Origin of the sequence: Streptomyces sp. NBC_01257, assembly GCF_035917255.1 — a bacterium.
Lineage (GTDB): Bacteria > Actinomycetota > Actinomycetes > Streptomycetales > Streptomycetaceae > Streptomyces.
Window position 1 is genome coordinate 3,461,160 of the sequence record NZ_CP108472.1, and the last position, 21,651, is coordinate 3,482,810.

23 protein-coding genes, 1 tRNA gene and 1 riboswitch are annotated in these 21,651 nt (G+C 70.2%); of the genes, 9 read left to right on the top strand and 15 right to left on the bottom strand.

Annotation, left to right across the window (positions count from 1 at the left end; all coding sequences use genetic code 11):
- Positions 1-58 precede the first annotated feature (58 nt).
- On the top strand, positions 59-568 hold the full coding sequence (locus OG408_RS14650; protein ID WP_326670229.1) for a GNAT family N-acetyltransferase: 510 nt from the start codon (positions 59-61) through the stop codon (positions 566-568).
- Here OG408_RS14650 and OG408_RS14655 read toward each other — a convergent pair.
- From OG408_RS14655 to OG408_RS14665, 3 genes are all read right to left on the bottom strand, one after another.
- Positions 559-1,131: a hypothetical protein gene (locus tag OG408_RS14655; protein WP_326670231.1), complete on the bottom strand. Its 573-nt coding sequence runs from the start codon at positions 1,129-1,131 to the stop codon at positions 559-561. The genes OG408_RS14650 and OG408_RS14655 overlap by 10 nt on opposite strands.
- Positions 1,132-1,206: 75 nt before the next feature.
- Entirely contained in the window at positions 1,207-1,788 is a 582-nt protein-coding gene (locus OG408_RS14660; protein WP_326670233.1) for a TetR/AcrR family transcriptional regulator, read from the bottom strand.
- Entirely contained in the window at positions 1,785-3,296 is a 1,512-nt protein-coding gene (locus tag OG408_RS14665) for an MFS transporter (RefSeq protein WP_326670234.1), read from the bottom strand. The genes OG408_RS14660 and OG408_RS14665 overlap by 4 nt, the downstream gene beginning before the upstream one ends.
- A 197-nt stretch (positions 3,297-3,493) precedes the next feature.
- Between OG408_RS14665 and OG408_RS14670 the strand changes: the two genes are divergently transcribed.
- On the top strand, positions 3,494-3,796 hold the full coding sequence (locus tag OG408_RS14670; RefSeq protein ID WP_026171862.1) for a hypothetical protein: 303 nt from the start codon (positions 3,494-3,496) through the stop codon (positions 3,794-3,796).
- Positions 3,797-3,954: 158 nt separating this feature from the next.
- Here OG408_RS14670 and OG408_RS14675 read toward each other — a convergent pair whose 3' ends face one another.
- The gene (locus OG408_RS14675) at positions 3,955-5,343 is read right to left on the bottom strand and encodes a DUF445 domain-containing protein (RefSeq protein WP_405403501.1); all 1,389 of its coding nucleotides are present in this window, start codon (positions 5,341-5,343) and stop codon (positions 3,955-3,957) included.
- A 151-nt stretch (positions 5,344-5,494) separates the two neighbouring features.
- Here OG408_RS14675 and OG408_RS14680 point away from each other — a divergent pair, with 151 nt between their 5' ends.
- A complete protein-coding gene (locus OG408_RS14680) occupies positions 5,495-6,739 on the top strand; it encodes an SGNH/GDSL hydrolase family protein (protein WP_266779259.1) in 1,245 nt (414 codons plus the stop codon).
- 28 nt (positions 6,740-6,767) lie between these two features.
- Here the strand turns inward: OG408_RS14680 and OG408_RS14685 are convergent, their stop codons facing one another.
- From OG408_RS14685 to OG408_RS14700, 4 genes are all read right to left on the bottom strand, one after another.
- The gene (locus tag OG408_RS14685; RefSeq protein WP_326674542.1) at positions 6,768-7,436 is read right to left on the bottom strand and encodes a DUF1707 SHOCT-like domain-containing protein; all 669 of its coding nucleotides are present in this window, start codon (positions 7,434-7,436) and stop codon (positions 6,768-6,770) included.
- 61 nt (positions 7,437-7,497) lie between these two features.
- Positions 7,498-8,472 (bottom strand): ABC transporter ATP-binding protein, encoded by a 975-nt coding sequence (locus OG408_RS14690; protein ID WP_266779261.1) that lies wholly within the window; start codon positions 8,470-8,472, stop codon positions 7,498-7,500.
- Between the two features lie 42 nt (positions 8,473-8,514).
- Positions 8,515-9,384 carry an ABC transporter permease gene (locus OG408_RS14695; protein ID WP_266779263.1) on the bottom strand — a complete coding sequence of 290 codons (870 nt, stop codon included), beginning with the start codon at positions 9,382-9,384 and terminating at the stop codon, positions 8,515-8,517.
- Positions 9,377-10,177: an ABC transporter permease gene (locus tag OG408_RS14700; protein ID WP_266779265.1), complete on the bottom strand. Its 801-nt coding sequence runs from the start codon at positions 10,175-10,177 to the stop codon at positions 9,377-9,379. The genes OG408_RS14695 and OG408_RS14700 overlap by 8 nt, the downstream gene beginning before the upstream one ends.
- A gap of 172 nt (positions 10,178-10,349) precedes the next feature.
- Here OG408_RS14700 and OG408_RS14705 point away from each other — a divergent pair, with 172 nt between their 5' ends.
- Positions 10,350-12,770 (top strand): transglycosylase domain-containing protein, encoded by a 2,421-nt coding sequence (locus OG408_RS14705; RefSeq protein WP_326670240.1) that lies wholly within the window; start codon positions 10,350-10,352, stop codon positions 12,768-12,770.
- A 28-nt stretch (positions 12,771-12,798) separates the two neighbouring features.
- Here OG408_RS14705 and OG408_RS14710 read toward each other — a convergent pair whose 3' ends face one another.
- The 3 genes from OG408_RS14710 to OG408_RS14720 all read right to left on the bottom strand — a co-directional run bounded on the left by OG408_RS14710 (position 12,799) and on the right by OG408_RS14720 (position 13,984).
- Positions 12,799-13,119, bottom strand: coding sequence for a DMT family transporter (locus OG408_RS14710; protein WP_018555875.1), 321 nt, complete (start codon positions 13,117-13,119; stop codon positions 12,799-12,801).
- A gap of 36 nt (positions 13,120-13,155) precedes the next feature.
- Positions 13,156-13,222: riboswitch (guanidine-III (ykkC-III) riboswitch) on the bottom strand.
- Positions 13,223-13,278: 56 nt separating this feature from the next.
- Complete coding sequence (locus OG408_RS14715) at positions 13,279-13,617, bottom strand: GroES family chaperonin (protein ID WP_266779271.1); 339 nt, start codon at positions 13,615-13,617, stop codon at positions 13,279-13,281.
- Between the two features lie 46 nt (positions 13,618-13,663).
- A complete protein-coding gene (locus OG408_RS14720) occupies positions 13,664-13,984 on the bottom strand; it encodes a DUF3618 domain-containing protein (protein WP_266779273.1) in 321 nt (106 codons plus the stop codon).
- A gap of 127 nt (positions 13,985-14,111) precedes the next feature.
- On the opposite strand from OG408_RS14720, the gene bcp reads away from it, so the two are divergent.
- The 4 genes from bcp (at position 14,112) to OG408_RS14740 (ending at position 17,530) form a co-directional block, all read left to right on the top strand.
- Positions 14,112-14,579, top strand: coding sequence for a thioredoxin-dependent thiol peroxidase (gene bcp / locus OG408_RS14725; protein ID WP_266779275.1), 468 nt, complete (start codon positions 14,112-14,114; stop codon positions 14,577-14,579).
- 157 nt (positions 14,580-14,736) lie between these two features.
- Positions 14,737-16,233, top strand: a complete 1,497-nt coding sequence (proP, locus tag OG408_RS14730) for a glycine betaine/L-proline transporter ProP (protein WP_266779277.1) — start codon at positions 14,737-14,739, stop codon at positions 16,231-16,233.
- Positions 16,234-16,391: 158 nt separating this feature from the next.
- Entirely contained in the window at positions 16,392-17,306 is a 915-nt protein-coding gene (locus OG408_RS14735; protein WP_326670244.1) for an HNH endonuclease, read from the top strand.
- Positions 17,307-17,443: 137 nt separating this feature from the next.
- Positions 17,444-17,530: transfer RNA gene (locus OG408_RS14740), tRNA-Leu, on the top strand.
- 38 nt (positions 17,531-17,568) lie between these two features.
- Here the strand turns inward: OG408_RS14740 and rdgB are convergent.
- The 3 genes from rdgB to rph all read right to left on the bottom strand — a co-directional run bounded on the left by rdgB (position 17,569) and on the right by rph (position 19,459).
- The gene (gene rdgB, locus OG408_RS14745; protein WP_266779283.1) at positions 17,569-18,171 is read right to left on the bottom strand and encodes an RdgB/HAM1 family non-canonical purine NTP pyrophosphatase; all 603 of its coding nucleotides are present in this window, start codon (positions 18,169-18,171) and stop codon (positions 17,569-17,571) included.
- Between the two features lie 32 nt (positions 18,172-18,203).
- On the bottom strand, positions 18,204-18,599 hold the full coding sequence (locus OG408_RS14750) for a hypothetical protein (RefSeq protein ID WP_285563737.1): 396 nt from the start codon (positions 18,597-18,599) through the stop codon (positions 18,204-18,206).
- A gap of 122 nt (positions 18,600-18,721) precedes the next feature.
- On the bottom strand, positions 18,722-19,459 hold the full coding sequence (gene rph / locus OG408_RS14755) for a ribonuclease PH (protein ID WP_266779287.1): 738 nt from the start codon (positions 19,457-19,459) through the stop codon (positions 18,722-18,724).
- Positions 19,460-19,587: 128 nt separating this feature from the next.
- Here rph and OG408_RS14760 point away from each other — a divergent pair, with 128 nt between their 5' ends.
- Entirely contained in the window at positions 19,588-21,294 is a 1,707-nt protein-coding gene (locus OG408_RS14760; protein ID WP_266779289.1) for a GAF domain-containing SpoIIE family protein phosphatase, read from the top strand.
- A 121-nt stretch (positions 21,295-21,415) separates the two neighbouring features.
- On the opposite strand, the gene OG408_RS14765 is transcribed toward OG408_RS14760, so the two are convergent.
- Positions 21,416-21,649 (bottom strand): PTS glucose/sucrose transporter subunit IIB, encoded by a 234-nt coding sequence (locus tag OG408_RS14765; protein ID WP_266779291.1) that lies wholly within the window; start codon positions 21,647-21,649, stop codon positions 21,416-21,418.
- Positions 21,650-21,651 lie beyond the last annotated feature (2 nt).

The following is a 21,651-nucleotide window of genomic DNA, read 5'->3' on the forward strand; positions in this document are numbered from 1 at the left end:
AAGGGCCGGTGGCGGAATCCGGTGCGGTTCCCGGCCTGCCGGAAGGCAGCTTGCGGGAATGTCCTCATCGTCCCCATCGCTCCGGCTCGCGCCGGTCACGTCCGACAACGTCGAGGCGGCCTGCGCACTCACCGTCCGGCCCGATCAGAACGGACTCGTGAAGCCCGTCGCCTGGTCGCTGGCCCAGGCCTGCACCAGCCCCGACACGGCGTGGCCGCGGCTCATCGCCGACGGTGAGACGCTCGTCGGCTTCGTCATGGCCTTCCTCGGCGTGCGCTTCGCCCCGGACCGGCCCGGCGACCCGCTGCGGTCCGGACTCTGGCGGCTGAACATCGCCGCCGCGCAACAGGGGCGCGGATACGGGCGGTTCGCCGTCGGGGCCGTGAACGACGAGCTGCGCCGGCGCGGGACACCGCGGACGACCGTCACCTACGTCCCCGGAGCGCACGGGCCCGAGGAGTTCTACCGGAAACTCGGCTTCCGTACGACCGGTGAGACGAGCGGCGACCAGGTCGTCGCGGAGCTGGAGCTCGGCACGGCGACTGCGGGGGACACCCGTCAGCGGTAGTCCTCCGGGTGGCCCTGCATCCAGGTGTTGATGCGGTCCCGCGTGCCGGTCAGGTCATCGAAGTGCTTCTCCAGGTTGGCGGTCGAGATGTCACCCGCCAGCCCGGTCCACAGCGTGCTCAGCCACCCCAGGGGCTCCTTGAAGTGGTTCGGGCGCCCGTCGTCCACCTTCATCGCCCGGTCCAGGCCGGTCAGTTCCTCGTGCACCCGGCCCAGGAAGTAGGCGCAGTCCCCCGCGCCCGGGGTGCAGGTGTCGTCGAGCGTGGCCTGCAGTCCGGCGAAGGCGTCGCGCACCTCCTCCGGCCGCTTGGCGGCCGTCTCCAGGTCCGCCTGTGCCTCGACCGCCTCCGAGGCCGCCGCCGACGCCTTCGCATCGGCCTCGGCACGCTCGATCGCGTCGTTCGCCGCCGAGGCGTCCGTCGACGGGGCCACGTACGGCACATCGCCCCCGGGCCCGTCCGAAGTGGCCGCCTGCGAACAGGCGCTCAGGGACGCCACCAGCGCGGCCGCCACCGCCAGCACGGCAGCATTCCTCCGGGCGCGCGTGCGGATACGGACAGACATGTGAGGCCCCCCTCGTCGGCTGGCCCAGACCATATCGCGCGCCGTCACGGCGGCGAGCGGAAGACCGGCCAGAGGTCAGCCGGTGATCAGCTTCTGGAGCGCGGGCGCGTACAGGTCGGCGATGCGTTCCGGGGTGGCCAGGGCACCCGCGCCCTCGCGGTGGAGGCCGAGGGTCGCGCCGAGGCCCAGGAGGTGGCCGGCCAGGAGTTCGGCGCGCAGGGCGCGGTCGTGGCCGGGGAGCCGGGCGGTCAGGGCGTCGGTGACCTGTTCGTGGAACCGGTCGCGCAGCAGCGAGCGTTCGTCCTGGTTGCCGAGAGAGAACACGACGCGCAGCAGCGGGTCGGACTGGCGCTCGCGGCGGTGGGTCACCAGCGTGACGACCATGTGGCGGCCCAGGACGTCGAGCGGGGCGTCGAAGAGCTCCGCGGCGGCCGGGCCGAAGTCGGCCACCGTGTTGAAGAGTTCCTCCTTGCGGCCGAAGTGCTTGACCACCAGGGACGGGCTCACCCCCGCGTCGGCCGCGATGCTGCGGATCGTCACCTCGGCGTACGGGCGCTGGGTGAACGCCCGGCGCGCCGCGCGCAGGATCGCGGACCGGCCGGTGCCGCCCGCCGCCGCGGGGTCGGGGGCCGTCGCGATGGCCTGGCCGCCGGTCATGCGCCCTCCTGGATTCCTGCCGCCCGCACACCCGCCTCGCGGGTCGCCGGTGCCTTGCGGTTCTCTCCGACCGTACCCGCCCCGGCGGGCTTGTGGCCCGGCAGGAACAGCGTGACGACGAGGGCCGCGAGGGCCGCGCCCGCCGCGATCACGAAGACCAGCTGGTACGCGTGGAGCGTCGGGGCGGTCCTGCCGCCCGCCTGGAAGGTGATGTTGGCCAGCACCGCGGCGACGGTCGCGCTGCAGAAGGCCTGCCCGATGGAGCGCATGAGGGTGTTCAGGCCGTTGGCCGCCCCGGTCTCGCTGACCGGGACGCCCCGCATCACGAGCGCGGGCAGCGCCGAGTAGGCGATGGCCGTGCCGGAGGCGACGACCGTGGCGCCCGCGACGATCAGCCACAGGCTGTGGCTGGTGAAGTACCGCACCCCGTAGCCGACGGCGATGATCCCGGCCGCGAGCGCGAGGCTCACCTTGGGACCGTGCTTGGCCGAGATCCGGGCCGAGACGGGCGACAGCGCCACCATCGCCAGGCCGCCGGGCAGCAGGCACAGTCCGCTGACGACGAGGGAGGCGCCGAGCCCGTACCCCGTGGCCTTCGGCTCCTGCACCATCTGGGCGGTGACCAGCGAGTTCGCGTAGAACGCGAAGCCGATCAGCAGGGCCGCGACGTTGGTGAGCAGGACGGCCGGGCGCGCCGAGACCCGCAGGTCGACCATGGGGGTGCTCACGCGGAGCTCGTACGCGCCCCAGAGCAGTGCCACCACCACCGCGGTCACGAGCAGGCCGACCGTGCGGCTCGATCCCCAGCCCCAGTCGGCGCCCTGGGTGACGGCGAGCAGGAGGCAGACGAGGGCGACCGACAGGCCCAGGGCCCCGATCGCGTCGAAGCGGCCGCGGCTGCGCAGCGGGGACTCCGGTACGCACGCCAGCACCAGCACGATGTCGACGATGCCGATCACGCCGGAGACCCAGAACATCGTGTGCCAGTCGAAGTTCTCCACGACGAGCGCCGCGACCGGCAGGCCGATGGCGGCGCCGATCCCGAGCGTCGAGCTCATCAGGGCGACGGCCGACAGCACCCGCTCGGGCGGCAGTTCGTCGCGCAGGATGCTGATGCCCAGGGGCACGACGGCGATCGCGGCGCCCTGAAGGGCGCGGCCGGTGATCAGCACCCCGATGTGGGAGCTGACCGCGCAGAGCGCGGAGCCCACGACCAGCACCCCGAGCGAGGCCACGAGCACCCGGCGCTTGCCGTACATGTCGCCGACCCGGCCGAGGACCGGGGTGAAGACCGCGCCGGTGAGGAGGGTGACGGTGACCAGCCAGCTCGCGGCCGCGGGGGTGGCGCCGGTCAGCTCGGGGATGTGCGGCAGCAGCGGGACGACGATCGTCTGCATGACGGCGACCACGACCCCGCAGAAGGCCAGCACGCCGACGGCGAAGCGGGGGTGCGGGGCCCGGACCTCGGGGGCCGCTGGGGTGGCTGGGACCGGTATGTCCGCGGGCATGGTTCTCCGTACGGTGCTCGGCGGCGACGGGGTGCACGCCGACAAGGGGTGCACGTCTGTTCACCCCCAGGGTAAACGCTTGTGCACCCCCTCGGCGACGTGTCGGCGAAAGGCCGCGTTAGCCTCGGATCCGAGAGCCGGTACGGGCGATGCGCCGCGCGTACGGCGATATCCACGAGAAAGCTGAGGTGGCTGCGATGGCGAAGGTTCCGGCAGCGGCGGTGGCGGCGGGCGGACTGGTCGGCGGCTACGCCGTCGCACGGTGGACCAGGAAGCGTCCGCTGGGCGGGGTCGCTCTCGCCGCCGCGGGCGGTGTCGCGGCGTACGAGTGGAACCGGCAGGCCGGACCGCGTGCCGCCGTCGCCCTGACCACCGCGTACGTGGCCGCCTTCGCGGGCTCGCACCCGCTGGCGAAGAAGGTCGGCGCGTGGCCCGCCGTCTTCACCGTGGCCGGCACCGTGGCCGCCGCGTCCTGGGCGGTCACCCGCCGCGCCTCCTGAACGGGAGCTCCGTCCGCCGCGCCGCCCCGGCCGCCCGGCGGAAGTTTCTTCCCCCGCGGTGAACGCGGGCGGGGCAGGCCCCGTATGGATGGGTACTCCCCCGCGTAACCCGGGTGCGTGTCCGAACGAATCGACAGGGCGGACACGCACCCGGCCCCCTACGCCCCGAACGCCCGCGACACCGAGTAGATCAGCAGACCGGCCAGCGCGCCGACCACCGTGCCGTTGATCCGGATGAACTGCAGGTCACGGCCGATGTGCGCCTCGATCTTCTTCGACGTCTGGTCCGCGTCCCAGCCGGCCACCGTGTCGCTGATCAACGACGTGATCTCCGCCCGGTACGTCGTGACGACGTAGACGGCCGCGTCCTCCAGCCAGCCCTCCAGCTTCGCCTGGAGCCGCCCGTCCGTCGCCAGCCGGGCACCCAGCGCCATCAGAGAGGCACGGGCGCGCAGCCGCAGCTCGCTCCGCTCGTCCTCCGCCGCCGCGATCACCATCTGCCGCACCGACGACCACGCGGACGCGATCACGTCCTGGACCTCGCCGCGCCCCAGGATCTCCGACTTCAGCCGCTCCACCCGGGCCCGGGTCTCCGAGTCCGTCTGGAGATCGGCCGCGAAGTCCGTCAGGAACGTGTCGATCGAGCCGCGCGCCGGATGGCCCGGCATGTCGCGCATCTCGGTGACGAACCGCAGCAGCTCCTTGTAGACCCGCTCGCCCACCCGCTTGTCGACGAACCGCGGGGTCCAGCCCGGCGCCCCGCCCTGCACCGCGTCCATCACCGAGTCGTTGTGCTCCACCAGCCAGTCGTGGGCCCGGGCGCAGACCAGGTCCACCACCTTGCGGTGGCCGCCGTCCGCGACGACCTTCTCCAGCATCTTCCCGAGACCGGGGCCGACCTCCGCCGCGTTCGCCCGCCGGGTGATCGCCTCACCGACCACGGCCTGCACGTCGGAGTCGCGCAGGACGGTCAGCGCGCCCCGCAGCGCGGTCGACAGCTCCGCCGTCACCCGGTCCGCGTGCTCCGGCTCCGCGAGCCACGCACCGAGCCGGCCGCCGATGGCCAGGGAGTGGATGCGGTCGCGGACGACATCGCCCGACAGAAAGTTCTCCCCGACGAAGGAACCGAGGGAGGCCCCCAGCTGGTCCTTCTTGGTGGGAATGATGGCGGTGTGCGGAATCGGCAGGCCGAGCGGACGCTTGAAGAGGGCAGTGACGGCGAACCAGTCGGCCAGCGCACCCACCATTCCCGCCTCGGCGGCCGCCGCGACGAAGCCCGGCCAGCCGCTCACCCCCTCGTTCTTCGCCCAGGTGGCGAGGACGTACACCAGCGCGACCAGCAGAAGGAGGCCGGTGGCCGTGGTCTTCATACGGCGTACGCCACGACGCTTCTCCTCGTCCGCCGCCGTGTACGCGAACGAGGCGAGGGAGGCGCCCGGGCGCCGGACACCCGCCACCGGGCTCCCACGCCCGCCCGCACCCCCGCCCGGGGGCGCGCCCGTGCCGGCGCTCCGCTCGTCCGGTCCGGTGCCTTCGATCCGTTCCATCCGCTCCACCCGTCCGCGTGCCCAGCGCCCCCGGCGCCCCGTACGCATTGTCCCTGCCTGACCTACTCCCGGGCCGCACGTCGAGTTCCCCGCGCCCTGCCGCATCATGGGAACCGGTCCACGAACGAACGAACGAGGAGACACACCGTCCATGCCCAGGCGCCAGGGGTACACCCTGCTCATAGCCCTCGTGGCGGGCACCGCCGCGCTCGCCGCCGTCGTGGCGTTCGCGGGCTCGCTGCTGTTCTCCGGGCCCCGGGCGAAGGCGGCTGCCACCACCGCCCCGCAGGGCGTGGCCCGGACGCCCGCAGCGCCCGCCCACTCCACCGGCCTCTGGCTCGCCACCTGGGCCGCGGCACCCGTCCGCGGGGAACTCGACCCGGACCGGGGCACCGACCCGAGCCTGCGCACCATCCGTAACGTCGTGCACACCAGCATCGGCGGCACCGAGGCCCGGATCACCCTCTCCAACCTCTTCGGTACGCATCCGCTCCTCATCGACCACGCCACCGTGAACACCCGCCCGGTGACGTTCCGCGGCGCCCCCTCCGTCACCGTCGCCGCCGGCCGGCAGATCGTCAGCGACCCCGTCGTCGTCCCGGTCGTCGCCGACGCCGATCTCGTCGTCACCCTGCGCACTCCCACCGCCCGGGGCCCCGTCACCCTCCACCCCGGCAGCCACCAGACCTCGTACACCGAGGACCCGGACGGCACCTGGAGCACCGCCGACTGGCGCTACCTCACCGCCGTGGACGTGCGGGGCGAGACCTCCACCGGAACCCTCGTCGCGATCGGCGACTCCCTCACCGCGGGCAGCGGCTCCACCACCGACGCGAACAGCCGCTGGCCCGACGTCCTCGCCGACCGGCTGCACGGCCGGTACGCGGTCGTGAACCAGGGCATCGCCGGCAACCGCATCCTGCGCGACGGCATCGGCCCGCGCGCCCTCAGCCGCTTCGACCGCGACGTCCTGGGCGTCACCGGGGTGAAGACCGTCGTCATCGCCCTCGGCATCAACGACGTCCAGGCCTCCCCCCAGGAGACGGACCCGGCCAGGATCACGGACGCCCTGCGCGCCCTGACCCAGCGCGCGCACGCCCGCGGGCTGCGGGTCATCGGCGCGACCCTGATGCCGTACGAGGGCCATCGCAACTGGACCCCCGCCCGGAACGCCGTACGCACCGCGGTCAACGAGACGATCCGCGCGGGCGGTGTCTTCGACCAGGTCCTCGACTTCGACCGCGCGGTCCGCGACCCGTCCCTGCCGGACCGGCTGCTGCCCGCCTACGACTCGGGCGACCACCTGCACCTGACCGACGCCGGCTACCAGCGCCTGGGCTCCCTGCCCGACGTGGCCGACCTGCTGCGCGCCCAGCCGTCGTCGGACGCGCTGTGAGCGGGGGCGGCGAGCGGGAGCGAAGGCCCTAGCGGTCGCCGTCGCCCTTCTCCAGCCGCGGACGCTCACGCTCCGCGTCCCGCAGCCGCTGCTTCTCGGCCTTGCTCCGCTTCTGCCACACACCGACACCGCCCATCAGCGCGAAGCCGGTGATCCGCACCCGGGGAGCATCCGGTGCGGGGATCCCGGCGTCCTTCGAGTGCTCGCCGAAGCCGCCCATGATGCCGAAGCCACGCACGTCCACGTTCAGGTCCGGGGGGACCGTCACATGAATGCCACCCATGATCGTGAAGCAGCGGATGACCACCTCACGGGACTCGAAATTCGCCTCGCGCAGATCGATGTTGCCGCCGCCCCACATCGCGAACGCGGTGAACACCCGGCCGATGGTCCAGTTCCCCTGACGCCGGAACCCGCCCCAGAGCGCGAAGCCGCCCTGCGACGTGGCCGGCTTGCCGATCCGGTCCGGCCAGCGGGCCATCGACCCCGTCCGGGGCTGCCCCGCGACGACCGGGGCCACCGGGGCGCCACCGGGGGCAGGCAGATCGCGGACCAGCGGTTCGAGCTCACCGTGCGTACGGGCCTTGTAGGCCGCGTCGAGCCGCGTCTCGAACTCCTCCATCCGCAGCCGGCCCTCGGCCACCGCCTCGCGCAGGACCTCGGCGATCCGTTCACGTTCGGCATCGGAGGCGCGCATATCCGGAAGTTCGCTTGTCATACCGTGCAGCCTATTGAACGCGTCCGCTCCCGTCACCGATTCAAAGACCGGTGGCCGACGCGTACATCTTCGCGATGACCGCCTCGATGTCCGGCTCCCGCACCGACAGGTCCACCAGCGGGTAGTCCGCGGCGATCCGGGCCACCAGCGGGGCCGCCGACGCGGACGCCGGGAACGCCAGCCACTGCCGCACCCCCTCCACCTTCACCGTGCGCACCGAGGGCTCCGACTCCAGCCGGATCGGGGGGAGTTCACGCTCCAGGTCCACCACGAGCATCCGCTCGCTCTCGCCCACCTCATGCAGCCCCGCGAGCGCACCGTCGTACATCAGACGGCCGTGGTCGATCACCATCACCCGCTTGCACAGCTGCTCGATGTCGGTCAGGTCGTGCGTGGTGAGCAGCACCGTCGTACCGCGCTCCGCGTTCAAGTCCCGCAGGAATCCACGGACCTTGGCCTTGGACACCACATCGAGGCCGATCGTCGGCTCGTCCAGGTACAGCACCTCCGGATCGTGCAGCAGTGCCGCCGCGATGTCGCCACGCATCCGCTGCCCGAGCGACAGCTGCCGCACCGGCACGTCCAACAGCTCCGCCAGGTCCAGGAGTTCGATGCAGCGGTCCATGTTGGCGCGGAAGCGGGCATCGGGAATCCGGTACATCCGGTGGACCAGCCGGTACGAGTCGCGCAGCGGCAGGTCCCACCACAGCGTGGTGCGCTGCCCGAAGACCACCCCGATCCGCTGCGCCAGCCTCGTACGCTCCCGGGAGGGATCGATGCCCGCCACCCGCAGCGAACCGCCGCTCGGCGTGAGAATGCCGGTCAGCATCTTGATCGTCGTCGACTTCCCCGCCCCGTTCGGTCCGATGTAGCCGACCATCTCACCGCGCGCCACGCGGAAACTGATCCCGTCGACAGCCCGCACCTCGCGGCGTTCGCTGCGCAGGAAACCCGTCCTGCGGCGGACGTCGAAGACCTTCTCGACACCGTCGAGCTCGATGAAGTCCGTATCCATACCCTTCACACCCCTTCACGCCCCTTCTCGCCCGTCACTCCGTCAACTTCCCGTGCTCCGGTACGCCCTCAGCCCCGCCCGCCACGCCAGACCGGCACCCACCCAGCACACGCCCGCCACCAGCGGCGACAGGAACGCCACCCAGTCCGGCAGCCCCAGCGGATAGTCCCGGCCCAGCACATACAGACAAGGCAGCCAGTTCACGAAAGCCAGCGGCACGACGAACGTCACCCCGCGCACCAGATCCGTCGCGAAAACCGACGGCGGGTACTGGAGCAGCGTCGCCCCTCCGTACGTAAAGGAGTTCTGCACCTGCGAGGCATCCTGCGCGACGAACTGGAACGCCCCGCCGGCCACGAACACCGCCGAGAAGATCGCCGCCCCGCTCAGCACCATCAGCGGCACCAGCACCACCTTCGCCACGGTCCACTCGATGTCCAGCGTCACCAGCGCATAGCCGAACACCAGCAGCCCCTGGGACACCCGCCCCAGCCTGCGCAGCGCGAACCGGTCCGCCGCCACCTGCGCGATCACCGGGACCGGCCGCACCAGCAACGTGTCCAGCGTGCCGTCCCGCACCCGCTGGCCCAGCCGGTCCATCGACCCCATCAGCAGATCCGCCAGCCCGAACGCCGTACCCGCCGACCCGTACAACAGGGCGATCTCCGGCAGCGTGAACCCGCCCAGCACATCCACGTGCGAGAACATCAGCACGATCGTGACGAAGTCGAACGCCGTCGCCGCGAAGTTCCCGAGCGCCATCATCACGAACGACGCCCGGTACGCCATCGTCGAGCGCAGCCACATCGCGACGATCAGCCCGTACGCCCGGACCCCCTCGACCACCCGCGACCGGGGAACGAACACCGCATCGGGCGCGTCACCCACGACCGCGTCCACCACCTCAGCCACCCTGGACCACCACCCTCCGCGTCGCCACCGACTGCACCAACCGCCCCGCCAGCAGCAGCACCAGCGCCCAGCCCGCCTGGAACGCGTACACCCGCACCAGGCCCCAGCCCGTGTGCTTGCCGAGGAACACATCGGCCGGCACCTGGAGCAGCGCCGACCACGGCAGCGCCCGCGCCACCTCACCCAGCAGCCCCGGGAACAGATTCAGCGGCAGCAGCATCCCCGAGAAGAACATCCCCGCCAGGAACGACATCTGCGCCACCCCCGCCCCGTCCATCAGCCAGAACGCCGACAGCGCGACCAGATAGCGGAGCGCGAAACTCACCACGACACCCAGCGCCACCGCGACCAGGAACGCCACCCAGGTCCCCGGCGACGCGGGCATCACCAGATCGAACGCGAGCGAACCGAGGACCATCGGCACGATGCCGCGCCCCAGCAGATGAAACGCCGCCCGACCCAAGTCACCCGCCAGCCACCACAGTTGAAGGTCAACAGGCCGGTAGAGATCGACCGCGATATCACCCGTACGGATCCGCTCGATCAGCTCGTTCTCGAAACCGCCGCCCATCATCACGCACGTCATCAGAAGCGCCTGGCCCAGCCACACATACGTGAGCGCCTGCGACATGTCGTATCCGCCGAGCTGCGGACGCTCGTCCCACAGCGCCGCATACGTGTACGCCAGAATGAAGCCGAAGACGGTGTTGGTGAACACCCCCGCGGCCGTCTCGATCCGGTACGTGGCATAGCGCCGGAACCCGCCCGCCGCCACCACCGCGTAGAGCCGCACAGCAACCACCCCCCGCAATCGGGGTGCCCCACCACGCGTGGACACCAAAGCGCAGGAGCCTAGCCCAGCCGGGGCAACCGCCGCGACCGCTTTACGAAGGTCGATCCGATGGTTATTCCGCAGAAAAGTGCACTATGGGGGAACTGACCGCGGCCGAGGAGTCTGCACCGACATGAGCGACGAGCCACAGCAGCAGAACGGGGACCCCGCCCCCCGCGGCTGGACCCCCAGAGACCTGCCTGCCGACGCTGCCGCCCCCGCGAAGCAGGGCACCCCGGCCCCGGACGCCACCGGCGCGGACAAACAGAAGAAGCAGAAGAAGCCCAAGCGCCCCAAACGCACCGGCTGGCGCCGCGCGATCCCCACCTGGCGCATGGTCCTCGGCGGCATCCTGCTCATCGCCCTGGTCCTGATCGGCGGCTTCATCGCCGGCTACCAGCTCGTCGACATCCCGCCCGCCAACGCCAGCGCCACCGCCCAGTCCAACGTGTACCTCTACAAGGACGGCAGCGTCATCGCCCGCGACGGCGAGGTGAACAGGGAGAACATCAAACTCGCCCAAGTCCCCCGCACCGTCCAGCACGCCGTCCTCGCCGCCGAGGACCGCGACTTCTACTCCGAACGCGCCGTCGACATCAAAGCGATGTTCCGGGCCGGCTGGAACACCCTCACCGGCAAGGGCAAACAGGGCGGCTCGACCATCACCCAGCAGTACGTCAAGAACTACTACCTGGGCCAGGAACAGACCGTCGGACGCAAGATCAAGGAATTCTTCATCGCGATCAAGCTCAACCGCGAGGAGTCCAAGGACCAGATCTTCGAGGGCTACCTCAACACCAGCTACTTCGGCCGCAACGCCTACGGCATCCAGGCCGCCGCCCAGGCCTACTACAGCAAGGACATCGGCGACATCACCACCGCCGAAGGCGCCTACCTCGCCTCCCTGCTCAACGCCCCGAGCGCCTACGACGTCATCACTCACCCCGAGAACAAATCCGCGGCCCTCGCCCGCTGGAACTACGTACTCGACGGCATGGTGAAGGAGGAATGGCTCGACGCCGGCGAACGCGCCCGCCTCACCTTCCCCCTGCCCGGCCCGGTCAAGCCCGCCAACAGCCTCTCCGGACAGCGCGGCTACCTCGTCCAGGCCGTCGAGGACTACCTCGTCCAGAACGACATCCTCGACGAGAAGACCCTCGCCACCCGCGGCTACCGCATCACCACCACGCTGGAGAAGAAGAAGCAGGACGCCCTCGTCAAGGCCGTCGACGACAACGTCATGTCCAAGACCAGCAAGAAGAACAAGGCCGACCGCAACGTCCGCGTCGGCGGCGCCTCCATCGACCCCGCCACCGGCAACGTCCTCGCCCTGTACGGCGGCATCGACTACACCAAGCAGTACGTCAACAACGCGACCCGCCGCGACTACCAGGTCGGCTCCACCTTCAAACCGTTCGTCTTCACCTCCGCCGTCGCCAACGACTCCACCACCCAGGACGGCCGCCGCATCACTCCCAGCACCGTCTACGACGGCACCAACAAACGCATGGTCCAGGGCCCCGACGGACCCACCGGATACGACCCCGCCAACGAGGACGACGTCAGCTACGGCCCCATCACCGTCCGCACCGCCACCGACAAGTCAGTCAACGCCGTCTACGCCCAGATGGCCGAGGACGTCGGACCGGAGAAGGTCCGCAGCACCGCCATCGACCTCGGCATCCCCAAGAACACCCCCGACCTCACCGCCTCCCCGTCGATCGCCCTCGGCCCCGCCACCGCCAGCGTCCTCGACATGACCGAGGCCTACGCCACCCTCGCCAACCACGGCAAGCACGGCGCCCACGTCCTCGTCGGCAAGGTCACCAAGGACGGCGAGAGCGTCAAACTCCCCGACCGCACGACCAAGCAGACCGTCACCCGCGAGGCCGCCGACACCACCACCTCGATCCTGCGGAGCGTCGTCGACGGCGGCACCGGCACCGCCGCCCAGGCCGCGGGCCGCCCCGCCGCCGGAAAGACCGGCACCGCCGAGGAGGACAAGGCCGCCTGGTTCGCCGGCTACACCCCCGGCCTCGCCACCGTCATCTCCGTCATGGGCCAGGACCCCGACACCGGCGCCCAGAAACCCCTCTACGGAGCACTCGGCCTGCCCCGCATCAACGGCGGCGGCGCACCCGCCCAGACCTGGGCCCAGTACACCGGCGCCGCACTGCGCGGCACCACCGTCGAGGAGTTCGACCTCGACCTGGAGAGCGGCACCGACGAGACGGACCTGCCCACCGACGAGGACACGGCGACCGGCGACACCGGACAGCCCTCCCGGACCCCCTCCAGCACACCCCCGAACACCCCGTCCAGCACACCGCCCACCACCCCGTCCACCCCGCAGACCACCCCCGGCACCACCGACACCCCCATCGGCGGCACCGACACCGGCGGAGCGACGGACGGCGGCGGCACCGGAGGCGGAGACGACGGAGGCGGCACGGGCGGCGACGGCACGGGCGGCCAGGACAACGGCGGCGGGGACAACGGCGGCGGCGGCTTCCTCGAAGGCGCCCGCGGCACCCGCGCCCCGGCACTCCCGTAGGCCACCCCGGGGCACGGACCAGCGCGGGTCAGTGCCCCGAGGTCGCCTTCAGCCCCACCACAGCCACCAACAGCAGACACACGAAGAAGATCCGGGCCGCGGTCACCGGCTCATGCAGCACCACCATGCCCAGCACCGCCGCACCCGCCGCACCGATACCGACCCACACCCCGTACGCCGTACCGATCGGCAGCGTCCGCGCCGCATGCGACAGCAACAGCATGCTCGCGACGATCCCCAGACCGGTGAACACACTCGGCCACAGCCGAGTGAACCCCTCGGTGTACTTCATCCCGATCGACCAGGCCACTTCCAGAAGACCAGCGACCACCAGCAGAACCCACGCCATGACGGCACCTCCGACGACAGAACACGCGAACAACACGGTGCGTCGTCTTTGCAAAAAGCCCGGTACGGCGCGTCTCGTCGGGGTCCCACCACCGTAGCAAAGAACAGGCAAAGGGCCTGGTGACAACCGTCACCAGGCCCCGCACAGCACGATCCGGAGCTACAGATACAGCCCGGTCGAATCCACCGAACCCTCGAACCGGTCCGCCGCCACCGCATGCAGATCCCGCTCCCGCATCAGCACGTACGCCACACCCCGCACCTCGACCTCGGCACGGTCCTCGGGGTCGTACAGCACCCGGTCCCCCGGCTCGACCGTCCGCACGTTCTGCCCCACCGCGACCACCACGGCCCAGCCCAGCCGGCGGCCGACCGCGGCCGTCGCCGGAATCAGGATGCCGCCGCCGGAACGCCGCTCACCCTCGGGCGAATCGGACCGGACCAGCACACGGTCGTGCAGCATCCGGATGGGCAGCTTGTCGTCGGTGTTCTCGCTCACGCCCCGCAACCTACCCGGCCGCGACACCACCTGGCGCCCTCGGGGCTCAACGCTTCTTCCGCTGCGCGGACACAGTGAGCAGACCCACCACACCCACCGCGAGCAACGCCACCGGAATCACCCGCTCCAGACGCGGCGAACCCTCCTCCGAAACGAACTGCGCCTTCACGTCCGACACCGTCCGGTTCACCGCGACGAACGCCCGCCCGGCCGTCCGGTCCACCGCCCCGGCCGCCTTCGCCTTCACGTCACCGATGATCGTCTTCGGGTGCACCCGCACCCCGATCTCATCGAGCACCACCGCGAGCTGCTCGCGCCTGCTGATGATGTCCGCCTCGATCTGCGCAGGGGTCCTGGCATCCGACACTGCGCCGCCTCCGTGGTCCTCGTCCGGTAAACCTTCATCGACAGTCTGTCAGCTCGACCGCCCCCGCACCCGGCGGCACCCCTATTACGCTCGGTCCCGTACACCCCGCGCACCAAAGAGGAGAACCATGAGCGAGCGACTCAAGACCGGCGACACCGCCCCCGCCTTCACCCTCCCCGACGCCGACGGCAACGACGTATCGCTCGCCGACCACAAGGGCCGCAAGGTCATCGTCTACTTCTACCCGGCCGCCCTCACCCCCGGCTGCACCAAGCAGGCCTGCGACTTCACCGACAACCTCGACCTCCTGGCCGGCGCCGGATACGACGTCATCGGCGTCTCCCCCGACAAGCCCGAGAAGCTCGCCAAGTTCCGCGAGAAGGAGAATCTCAAGGTCACCCTGGTCGGCGACCCCGCCAAGGAGACCCTGGAGGCCTACGCCGCCTTCGGCGAGAAGAAGCTCTACGGCAAAACGGTGACGGGCGTCATCCGGTCGACGATCGTCGTCGACGAGGACGGCAAGGTCGAACACGCCTTCTACAACGTCAAGGCCACCGGCCACGTCGCCAAGATCATCAAGGACCTGGGCATCTGACCCGACCGGCAGGAAAACGGCGGAAACACACCCCTGGATTGGGCCGAACGGCCGAAAACATGTGATGGACATCCCAATCCACCGCCGAATCGGTTTGCAACCGCCATGTCCGCGCAGAAGCCTTTCCTGGAACACCCACCGAGGAAAGGACCCGGCCATGGCGGCCTCCGACCCCCAGCAGGCGGCCGACCCCGAAGCGGTCAAACGGCACCCCGCCCTCTTCCGTGCCATCCGAAAGCGCCAGAACCCCAAGCTGCGCAGGACGGACATCACCGTCACGGACGACCAGGCGGTGAAGCGCGCGGTCAAGGCGGCCTCACTCGGTAACGCCATGGAGTGGTTCGACTTCGGCATCTACTCCTACCTGGCGGCGACCCTGGGCCATGTCTTCTTCCCGTCCGGGAACGACACAACCCAGCTCCTCTCCTCCTTCGCCACCTTCGCCGTCGCCTTCCTCGTACGACCGCTCGGCGGCATGTTCTTCGGCCCCATGGGCGACAAGATCGGCCGCAAGAAGGTCCTCGCCCTCACCATGATCCTCATGGCGGTCGGCACCTTCGCCATCGGCGTCATCCCCTCCCACGACACCATCGGCGTCGGGGCCCCCATCCTCCTCATCCTCTTCCGGATGCTCCAGGGCTTCTCCACCGGCGGCGAGTACGGCGGCGCCTCCACCTTCATCGCCGAGTACGCCCCCGACAAACGACGCGGCTACTTCGGCAGCTTCCTCGAATTCGGCACCCTGGCCGGCTACGTCGGAGCGGCCGGCCTGGTCACCGCGCTCTACGCACTCCTCAACGACACCCAGATGGAAGCCTGGGGCTGGCGCGTCCCCTTCCTCGTCGCCGGCCCGCTCGGCCTCGTCGGCCTCTACCTGCGACTGCGCCTCGACGAGACCCCCGCCTTCCAGAAGCTGGAGGGCGGCACCGCCCACGCCACGGAGGCCGCGGACGGCGTCGAGACGACCGCCAAGGGCGACCTCGCCAAGATCTTCCGCGACTACTGGCCGACGCTGATCCTCTGCATCTGCCTGGTCGGCGCATACAACATCACCGACTACATGCTGCTGTCGTACATGCCGACGTACCTCTCCGACGAGCTCGGCTACAGCGAGACCCACGGCCTGCTGATCCTGCTCGGCGTCATGGTGTTCCTGATGCTGATCATCAGCCAGGTGGGCAAGCTCTCCGACCACTTCGGCCGCAAGCCCCTGCTCATGACGGGGATGCTCGGCTTCCTGATCTTCTCCCTGCCGGCCTTCCTCCTGATCCGCCAGGGCAGCATCCCGGCGATCACGATCGGCATGCTGATGCTGGGCCTCTCCCTGGTCTGCATGCTCGGCACGATGTCCGCCGCCCTCCCGGCCCTGTTCCCCACGCAGGTCCGCTACGGCTCCCTGTCGGTGGGCTACAACCTCTCCGCGTCGATCTTCGGCGGTACGACCCCGCTGGTCATCACGGCCCTGATCAGCTGGTCGGGCACCAACCTGATGCCGGCGTACTACGCGATGGCGGCGGCGCTGGTCGGCGTGATCGCGGTGGCCTGCATGAAGGAGACCGCGAACAAGCCGCTGGCGGGTTCGCCCCCGTCGGTGGAGACGAGCGAGGAGGCGGAGGAACTGGTCCAGGCGCAGACGCCGGACCCGAAGTTCTGACCCGTCCCGTCCTGCATGGGAATGGCCTGCGCCGCTTCGGTTGTCGCCGAAGCGGCGCGGGCCATTCCGCATCTTGTCGGATATCGGACGTGACTCTCCGATAAACGGTTCGTTACTCCGTACGAGGCCGCGAACGGGCGGCCGGATGCGGAGGGGGAATGTCCGAGGTGTACGACCCAGCAAGACTCGCACTGGCTGTGGAAGCCGCAAGCAACTGGACCGATCTCATGCGCCGACTGGGCCTGAAGGAGAGCGGCGGAAGGCACCGCACACTCAAGGCGAAGGTCACGGAACTCGGACTCGACACAACTCACTTCAAGCAGCGCAGTCCGTGGCGCAAATACCCTGATGCGGCCATCGCCGCCGCAGCGACGTCGTCATCATCCCTGCGCGAGGTCGTCCTCAAACTGGGCGCCACTCCGGCCACGGGCACCCTGTCTCACATAGCCCGTCGCATCGCGGCTGCGGGGATCGACGTCAGCCACTTCCCTGGAATGAATCGCCCCCAGTTGGACCTCCTGTTCAGTGCCGAGGAACTGCAGGCTGCCGCCGACTCCAGCCAGTCCGTCCGCGGGGTGGCGCGAGCTCTTGGCGTCCCGGATGACGGCCGATCACGCGCCGCAGTGGCTGCAATGCTTCGCAGGAGGAGCATCAACACCTGCCACTTCCGCAACGCCCGCGTCTACATCCCAGAGGAAGGCCTGAGTACTGCAGTACGGAAGGCTTTCAGTTACGTCGAGGTCGTTCAGGCGCTCGGCCTTGAGGTGACCGATTCCAACCACCGGCGGGTACGACGCAAGATCCTGCAGATGGAACTGGATACAAGCCACTTCAAACGCCGCTCGTGGGCATCTGTACAAGTTCCGAAGCAGAAGCAGATTGCACCAACAGCACTCGTGATCATGCCGCAGGGATCGACTCGAGCGAACCGAACACGCCTTCACCGGGCGCTCCAGGAGCTCGGCGTAACGTACCGCTGCACGTCCTGTGGCAACACTGGCGAGTGGCTGGGTCGATCGATCACGCTCCAGATCGACCACGTCAACGGCAACTGGCTGGACAACCGGGCCTAGAACCTGCGCTATTTGTGCCCGAATTGCCACGCACTCACAGAGACCTGGTGCCGGAAGAAGACAGCCGTTTCGGAGTCCGCGAGCGGTGACCTGTCTGCCCCGAAGACCATCCCGCCCGCTACGATGGACCCAAGTATGCGGCCGTAGCCAAACTGGTATCGGCGGGTGTTTTAGGGGCATCTGGGAGCAATCCTGTGTGGGTTCGAATCCCACCGGCCGCACCACAGATGGGCCGTCCCACAGGGGCGGCCCATCGCGTCGTTCACCCCACCAACTCCCGCACCACCGGCACCAGCGCCCGGAACGCCTTCCCCCGGTGGCTGATCGCGTTCTTCTCCGCCGGGGTCAGTTCCGCGCAGGTCCGGGTCTCGCCCTCCGGCTGGAGGATCGGGTCGTAGCCGAAGCCGCCCGTGCCGGACGGGGTGTGGCGCAGGGTGCCGGGCAGGCGGCCCTCGACCACGCGTTCCGTGCCGTCCGGGAGTGCGAGGGCGGCGGCGCAGGCGAAGTGGGCGGCGCGGTGCGGGGCGTCGATGTCGGAGAGCTGGGCCAGGAGCAGGTCGAGGTTGGCCTGGTCGTTGCCGTGGGTGCCTGCCCAGCGGGCGGAGAAGATGCCGGGGGCGCCGTTCAGTACGTCGACGCAGAGGCCGGAGTCGTCGGCGATGGCCGGGTGGCCGGTGGCCTGGGCGAGGGCGTGGGCCTTGAGGAGGGCGTTCTCGGCGAAGGTGACGCCGGTTTCCTTGACGTCGGGGATCTCCGGGTACGCGTCCGCGCCGACGAGTTCGTAGGTGAGGCCTGCGTCGGCGAGGATCGCGTGGAGTTCGGTGATCTTCCCGGCGTTGCGGGTGGCGAGGATGAGGCGGGTCATGTCCCGATTATCGCCGCCGGGGTGGCTGCGCCTTACGGGGTGCAGACCTTGGCGATCTCCGCGGCGGCGTCGGTGACGGGGGTGATGTCGGGGGTGGCGTCGCCCTTGTCGATGGAGCCGCGGACGTTGGCGACGCCGGCCTGGAGGTCGTCGACGGCCTTGCTGAGGTCGGCGTTGTCGGTCTTGTCGCCGAGGTTGCCGAGTTCCTTCTCGATCTCGTCGAGTGACTCGGAGGCCTGGGTGGGGTCGTTGGAGGCGTTGGCGACGGCCTGCTGGAGGTTGTCGACGCTGGTGGCGATGGCGTCGGCGGTGCGGACGCAGTCGAGTGTCTTGTCGAGGGCGCCGCAGCCGGCCGCCGCGGTGACGGTGAGCAGTGCGGCGGTGATGGCCAGGGCGGTGCGGCGGTGGCGTCGGTGGCGCGTGGCCATGGTGGGTCCCTCCCCGGGTGCGGATACGCGGACGGGCGCACGGTTCGACCCGTGCGCCCGTATTCGTATCGACGCTGTGGAGTGGGACTTGGTTGCTTCTTTACCCGGGCCTGTCCTCGTCGTTACTCGCCGAGGGTGCGGGCGAGGGCGTCGTTCTGGAGCTGGGTGAGGTCGACGCAGCCGGCGGTGGCGAGGTCGAGGAGGGCGTTCAGTTCCTTGCGGTCGAAGGGCTCGGCCTCGGCGGTGCCCTGGATCTCGACGAAGCGGCCGTCGCCGGTGCAGACGACGTTCATGTCGGTCTCGGCGCGGACGTCTTCCTCGTAGCAGAGGTCGAGGAGGGGGGTGCCGTCGACGATGCCGACGCTGATCGCGGAGACGGTGCCGGTGAGCGGCTTGCGGCCGTGCTTGATGATCTTCTTGCCCTGGGCCCAGGTGATGGCGTCGGCGAGGGCGACGTAGGCGCCGGTGATGGCGGCGGTGCGGGTGCCTCCGTCGGCCTGGAGGACGTCGCAGTCCAGGACGACGGTGTTCTCGCCGAGGGCCTTGTAGTCGATCACGGCGCGCAGGGAGCGGCCGATGAGGCGGCTGATCTCGTGGGTGCGGCCGCCGATCTTGCCGCGTACGGATTCGCGGTCGCCGCGGGTGTTGGTGGAGCGGGGCAGCATCGAGTATTCGGCGGTGACCCAGCCTTCGCCGCTGCCCTTGCGCCAGCGCGGGACGCCTTCGGTGACGGAGGCGGTGCAGAAGACTTTGGTGTCGCCGAAGGAGATGAGTACGGATCCTTCGGCGTGCTTGCTCCATCCGCGTTCGATGGTGACGGGGCGGAGCTGGTCGGGGGTGCGGCCGTCGATACGAGACATGGGCGGAAGCCTATCCGGCGGGTGGGGGGACTTTTGGCCCGCTGTTCGGGGACGTTCAGCCTTTCCTTCTTTACTGTGATCCTGCTTAAGCTTTTAGTATCTAAGTCTCCACTCACAGGAAGATCTTGATGTCCCTCCCTTCGAGCCGGACAATCCGGCCGCAGCCTGCCGCACCGCGTCTGCCCCTGTCGGACCACCTCGCGTCCGTCCAGGTCCTGGAGGGTGCGCCGCATGGGATCGTCATCGCTTCCGCCGAGCAGGGGGCGACGACGGTGTACTCGAACGGGCGGCTGGCGGAGCTGTTCGGGGCGCAGGTGCCGCAGGAGCCGGGCGGGCTGGCCCGGGCCGCCACGTCCTTTAGCGACCGCAACGGCGAGCCGTTGCGGTTCGCCGAGTCGCCGCTCGGGGTGGCGCTGGGGCTGCGTCGTCCGGCGCGGGCCGAGGTGCGGTACATGCCGCAGGGCGAGCGGGCGCTGTGGCTGGACATCAGTGCCGTTCCGCTGGACTTCGGTCCCGGTGAGCTGCCGCTGGCGGTGGCGTTCCTCCATGACGTGTCCCAGCAGCGGCGGTCGGCCGATGATCTGGACGAGGTGAACCGCAGGCTGGCCGAGCAGTTGGAGGATGCGACCTGGGTGCACGGTCTGTCGGAGCGGCTGACGGATCACGACAGTGTGGACGGCACGCTGCATCAGGTGCTGGGCGAGGGTGCCCGGCTGTTGCGGGCGGACATGGGTGTGGCGCGGCTGCGGGACGAGGACGGTGCCGTGATGCGGACGCGTGCGCTGTACGGGATGCCGGCGGATGTGCGGTCGGTGCGTGAGGCGGTGGAGGCGTTGCCGCCGGGGCGGTTCCTGGTGGACGAGGCGGAGGCGGCGGGCGGTGCGCTGATCGTGGAGGACGTGGAGACGGATCCGTCGTGTTCGCCGCGTGTGCGTGAGCTGGGGCGTGCGGCGGGGTTCCGCCGGGTGTACGCGCTGGCGCTGAGCACCACGTCGGGCCGGCGGCTGGGTGTGGTGGCCTGGGCGTGGCGGGAGCCGGGGCGGCCGACGCTGCGGCAGCGGCAGCTGGTGGGGACGTACTGCCGGTTCGCCGGGCAGATGGTCGAGAACAATCTTCTGTACGAGCGTGAGCGGCGGATCGCCGGGACGCTTCAGCAGTCGATGCTGGCGCAGACGCTGCCCGAGATCGCCGGGGTGCAGGTCGCGGCGTGCAGTCTGCCGGGGGCGCGGGGGATGCAGGCCGGGGGTGACTGGTACGACGTGATGGCGTTGCCGGGCGGGAAGGCGGGGCTGGCGCTGGGTGACGTGATGGGCAAGGGGTTGCGGGCGGCGACGGCGATGGGTCAGCTGCGGACGGCGTTGCGCAGTTACGCGTTGGTGGAGGGGGAGGATCCGGTGGCGGTGCTGTCGGATCTGAACGCGTTGAGTCAGGACATGGCGCTGACGGATCTGGCGACGGTGCTGTACATGACGGTCGATCCGCAGGAGCGGCGTGCGGTGGTGGCGTCGGCCGGTCATTGTCCGCCGTTGCTGGTGGACCATTCGGGGGCTCGGTTCCTGCGTGCGGGGCAGGGGGTTCCGCTGGGTGTGGTGGACGAGTGGGATGCGGAGGCGGACGAGTTCGAGCTGCCGGCGGGGGCGTTGCTGGTGCTGTACACGGACGGTCTGGTGGAGCGGCGCGGGGAGGAGCTGGGGGTGGGGCTGGAGCGGCTGCGTGCGGCGGCGTTGGCGGCGCCCTCGGATGTGGGTGATCTGTGCGGGCATCTGGTGGAGGCGTGCCTGGATGACGGTGAGAGTTCGGACGACGTGGCGATTCTGGCGGTGCGGGTGCGCTGATCGGGGGGCGGCGCCCGGGGGCGGGGGTGCCGGGGGGTGTGCCGTGTACGCCGCAGGCCCCGTCCGGGTGGACGGGGCCTGCGGCGTGCCGGGGGTTGGCCCGGTCGGGTTCAGCGGTGGGTCACATCATGTCTTCGATGTCGGCGGCGATGGGGTCGGCGTCGGTGCCGATGACGACCTGGATCGCGGTGCCCATCTTGACGACGCCGTGGGCGCCGGCGGCCTTGAGCGCGGCTTCGTCGACCTTGCTCGCGTCCTTGACCTCGGTGCGGAGGCGGGTGATGCAGCCCTCGACCTCTTCGATGTTCTCGATTCCGCCGAGCCCGGCGACGATCTTCTCAGCCTTGCTGGCCATGG

What these genes read in the sequence shown, in the direction of transcription:
- OG408_RS14650 (WP_326670229.1), top strand. Translation starts at nt 59, where the DNA reads ATGTCCTCATCGTCCCCATCGCTCCGGCTCGCGCCGGTCACGTCCGAC.
- OG408_RS14655 (WP_326670231.1), bottom strand. Translation starts at nt 1,131, where the DNA reads ATGTCTGTCCGTATCCGCACGCGCGCCCGGAGGAATGCTGCCGTGCTG.
- OG408_RS14660 (WP_326670233.1), bottom strand. Translation starts at nt 1,788, where the DNA reads ATGACCGGCGGCCAGGCCATCGCGACGGCCCCCGACCCCGCGGCGGCG.
- OG408_RS14665 (WP_326670234.1), bottom strand. Translation starts at nt 3,296, where the DNA reads ATGCCCGCGGACATACCGGTCCCAGCCACCCCAGCGGCCCCCGAGGTC.
- OG408_RS14670 (WP_026171862.1), top strand. Translation starts at nt 3,494, where the DNA reads ATGGCGAAGGTTCCGGCAGCGGCGGTGGCGGCGGGCGGACTGGTCGGC.
- OG408_RS14675 (WP_405403501.1), bottom strand. Translation starts at nt 5,343, where the DNA reads ATGGAACGGATCGAAGGCACCGGACCGGACGAGCGGAGCGCCGGCACG.
- OG408_RS14680 (WP_266779259.1), top strand. Translation starts at nt 5,495, where the DNA reads ATGCCCAGGCGCCAGGGGTACACCCTGCTCATAGCCCTCGTGGCGGGC.
- OG408_RS14685 (WP_326674542.1), bottom strand. Translation starts at nt 7,436, where the DNA reads ATGCGCGCCTCCGATGCCGAACGTGAACGGATCGCCGAGGTCCTGCGC.
- OG408_RS14690 (WP_266779261.1), bottom strand. Translation starts at nt 8,472, where the DNA reads ATGGATACGGACTTCATCGAGCTCGACGGTGTCGAGAAGGTCTTCGAC.
- OG408_RS14705 (WP_326670240.1), top strand. Translation starts at nt 10,350, where the DNA reads ATGAGCGACGAGCCACAGCAGCAGAACGGGGACCCCGCCCCCCGCGGC.
- OG408_RS14710 (WP_018555875.1), bottom strand. Translation starts at nt 13,119, where the DNA reads ATGGCGTGGGTTCTGCTGGTGGTCGCTGGTCTTCTGGAAGTGGCCTGG.
- bcp (WP_266779275.1), top strand. Translation starts at nt 14,112, where the DNA reads ATGAGCGAGCGACTCAAGACCGGCGACACCGCCCCCGCCTTCACCCTC.
- proP (WP_266779277.1), top strand. Translation starts at nt 14,737, where the DNA reads ATGGCGGCCTCCGACCCCCAGCAGGCGGCCGACCCCGAAGCGGTCAAA.
- OG408_RS14735 (WP_326670244.1), top strand. Translation starts at nt 16,392, where the DNA reads ATGTCCGAGGTGTACGACCCAGCAAGACTCGCACTGGCTGTGGAAGCC.
- rdgB (WP_266779283.1), bottom strand. Translation starts at nt 18,171, where the DNA reads ATGACCCGCCTCATCCTCGCCACCCGCAACGCCGGGAAGATCACCGAA.
- OG408_RS14750 (WP_285563737.1), bottom strand. Translation starts at nt 18,599, where the DNA reads ATGGCCACGCGCCACCGACGCCACCGCCGCACCGCCCTGGCCATCACC.
- rph (WP_266779287.1), bottom strand. Translation starts at nt 19,459, where the DNA reads ATGTCTCGTATCGACGGCCGCACCCCCGACCAGCTCCGCCCCGTCACC.
- OG408_RS14760 (WP_266779289.1), top strand. Translation starts at nt 19,588, where the DNA reads ATGTCCCTCCCTTCGAGCCGGACAATCCGGCCGCAGCCTGCCGCACCG.
- OG408_RS14765 (WP_266779291.1), bottom strand. Translation starts at nt 21,649, where the DNA reads ATGGCCAGCAAGGCTGAGAAGATCGTCGCCGGGCTCGGCGGAATCGAG.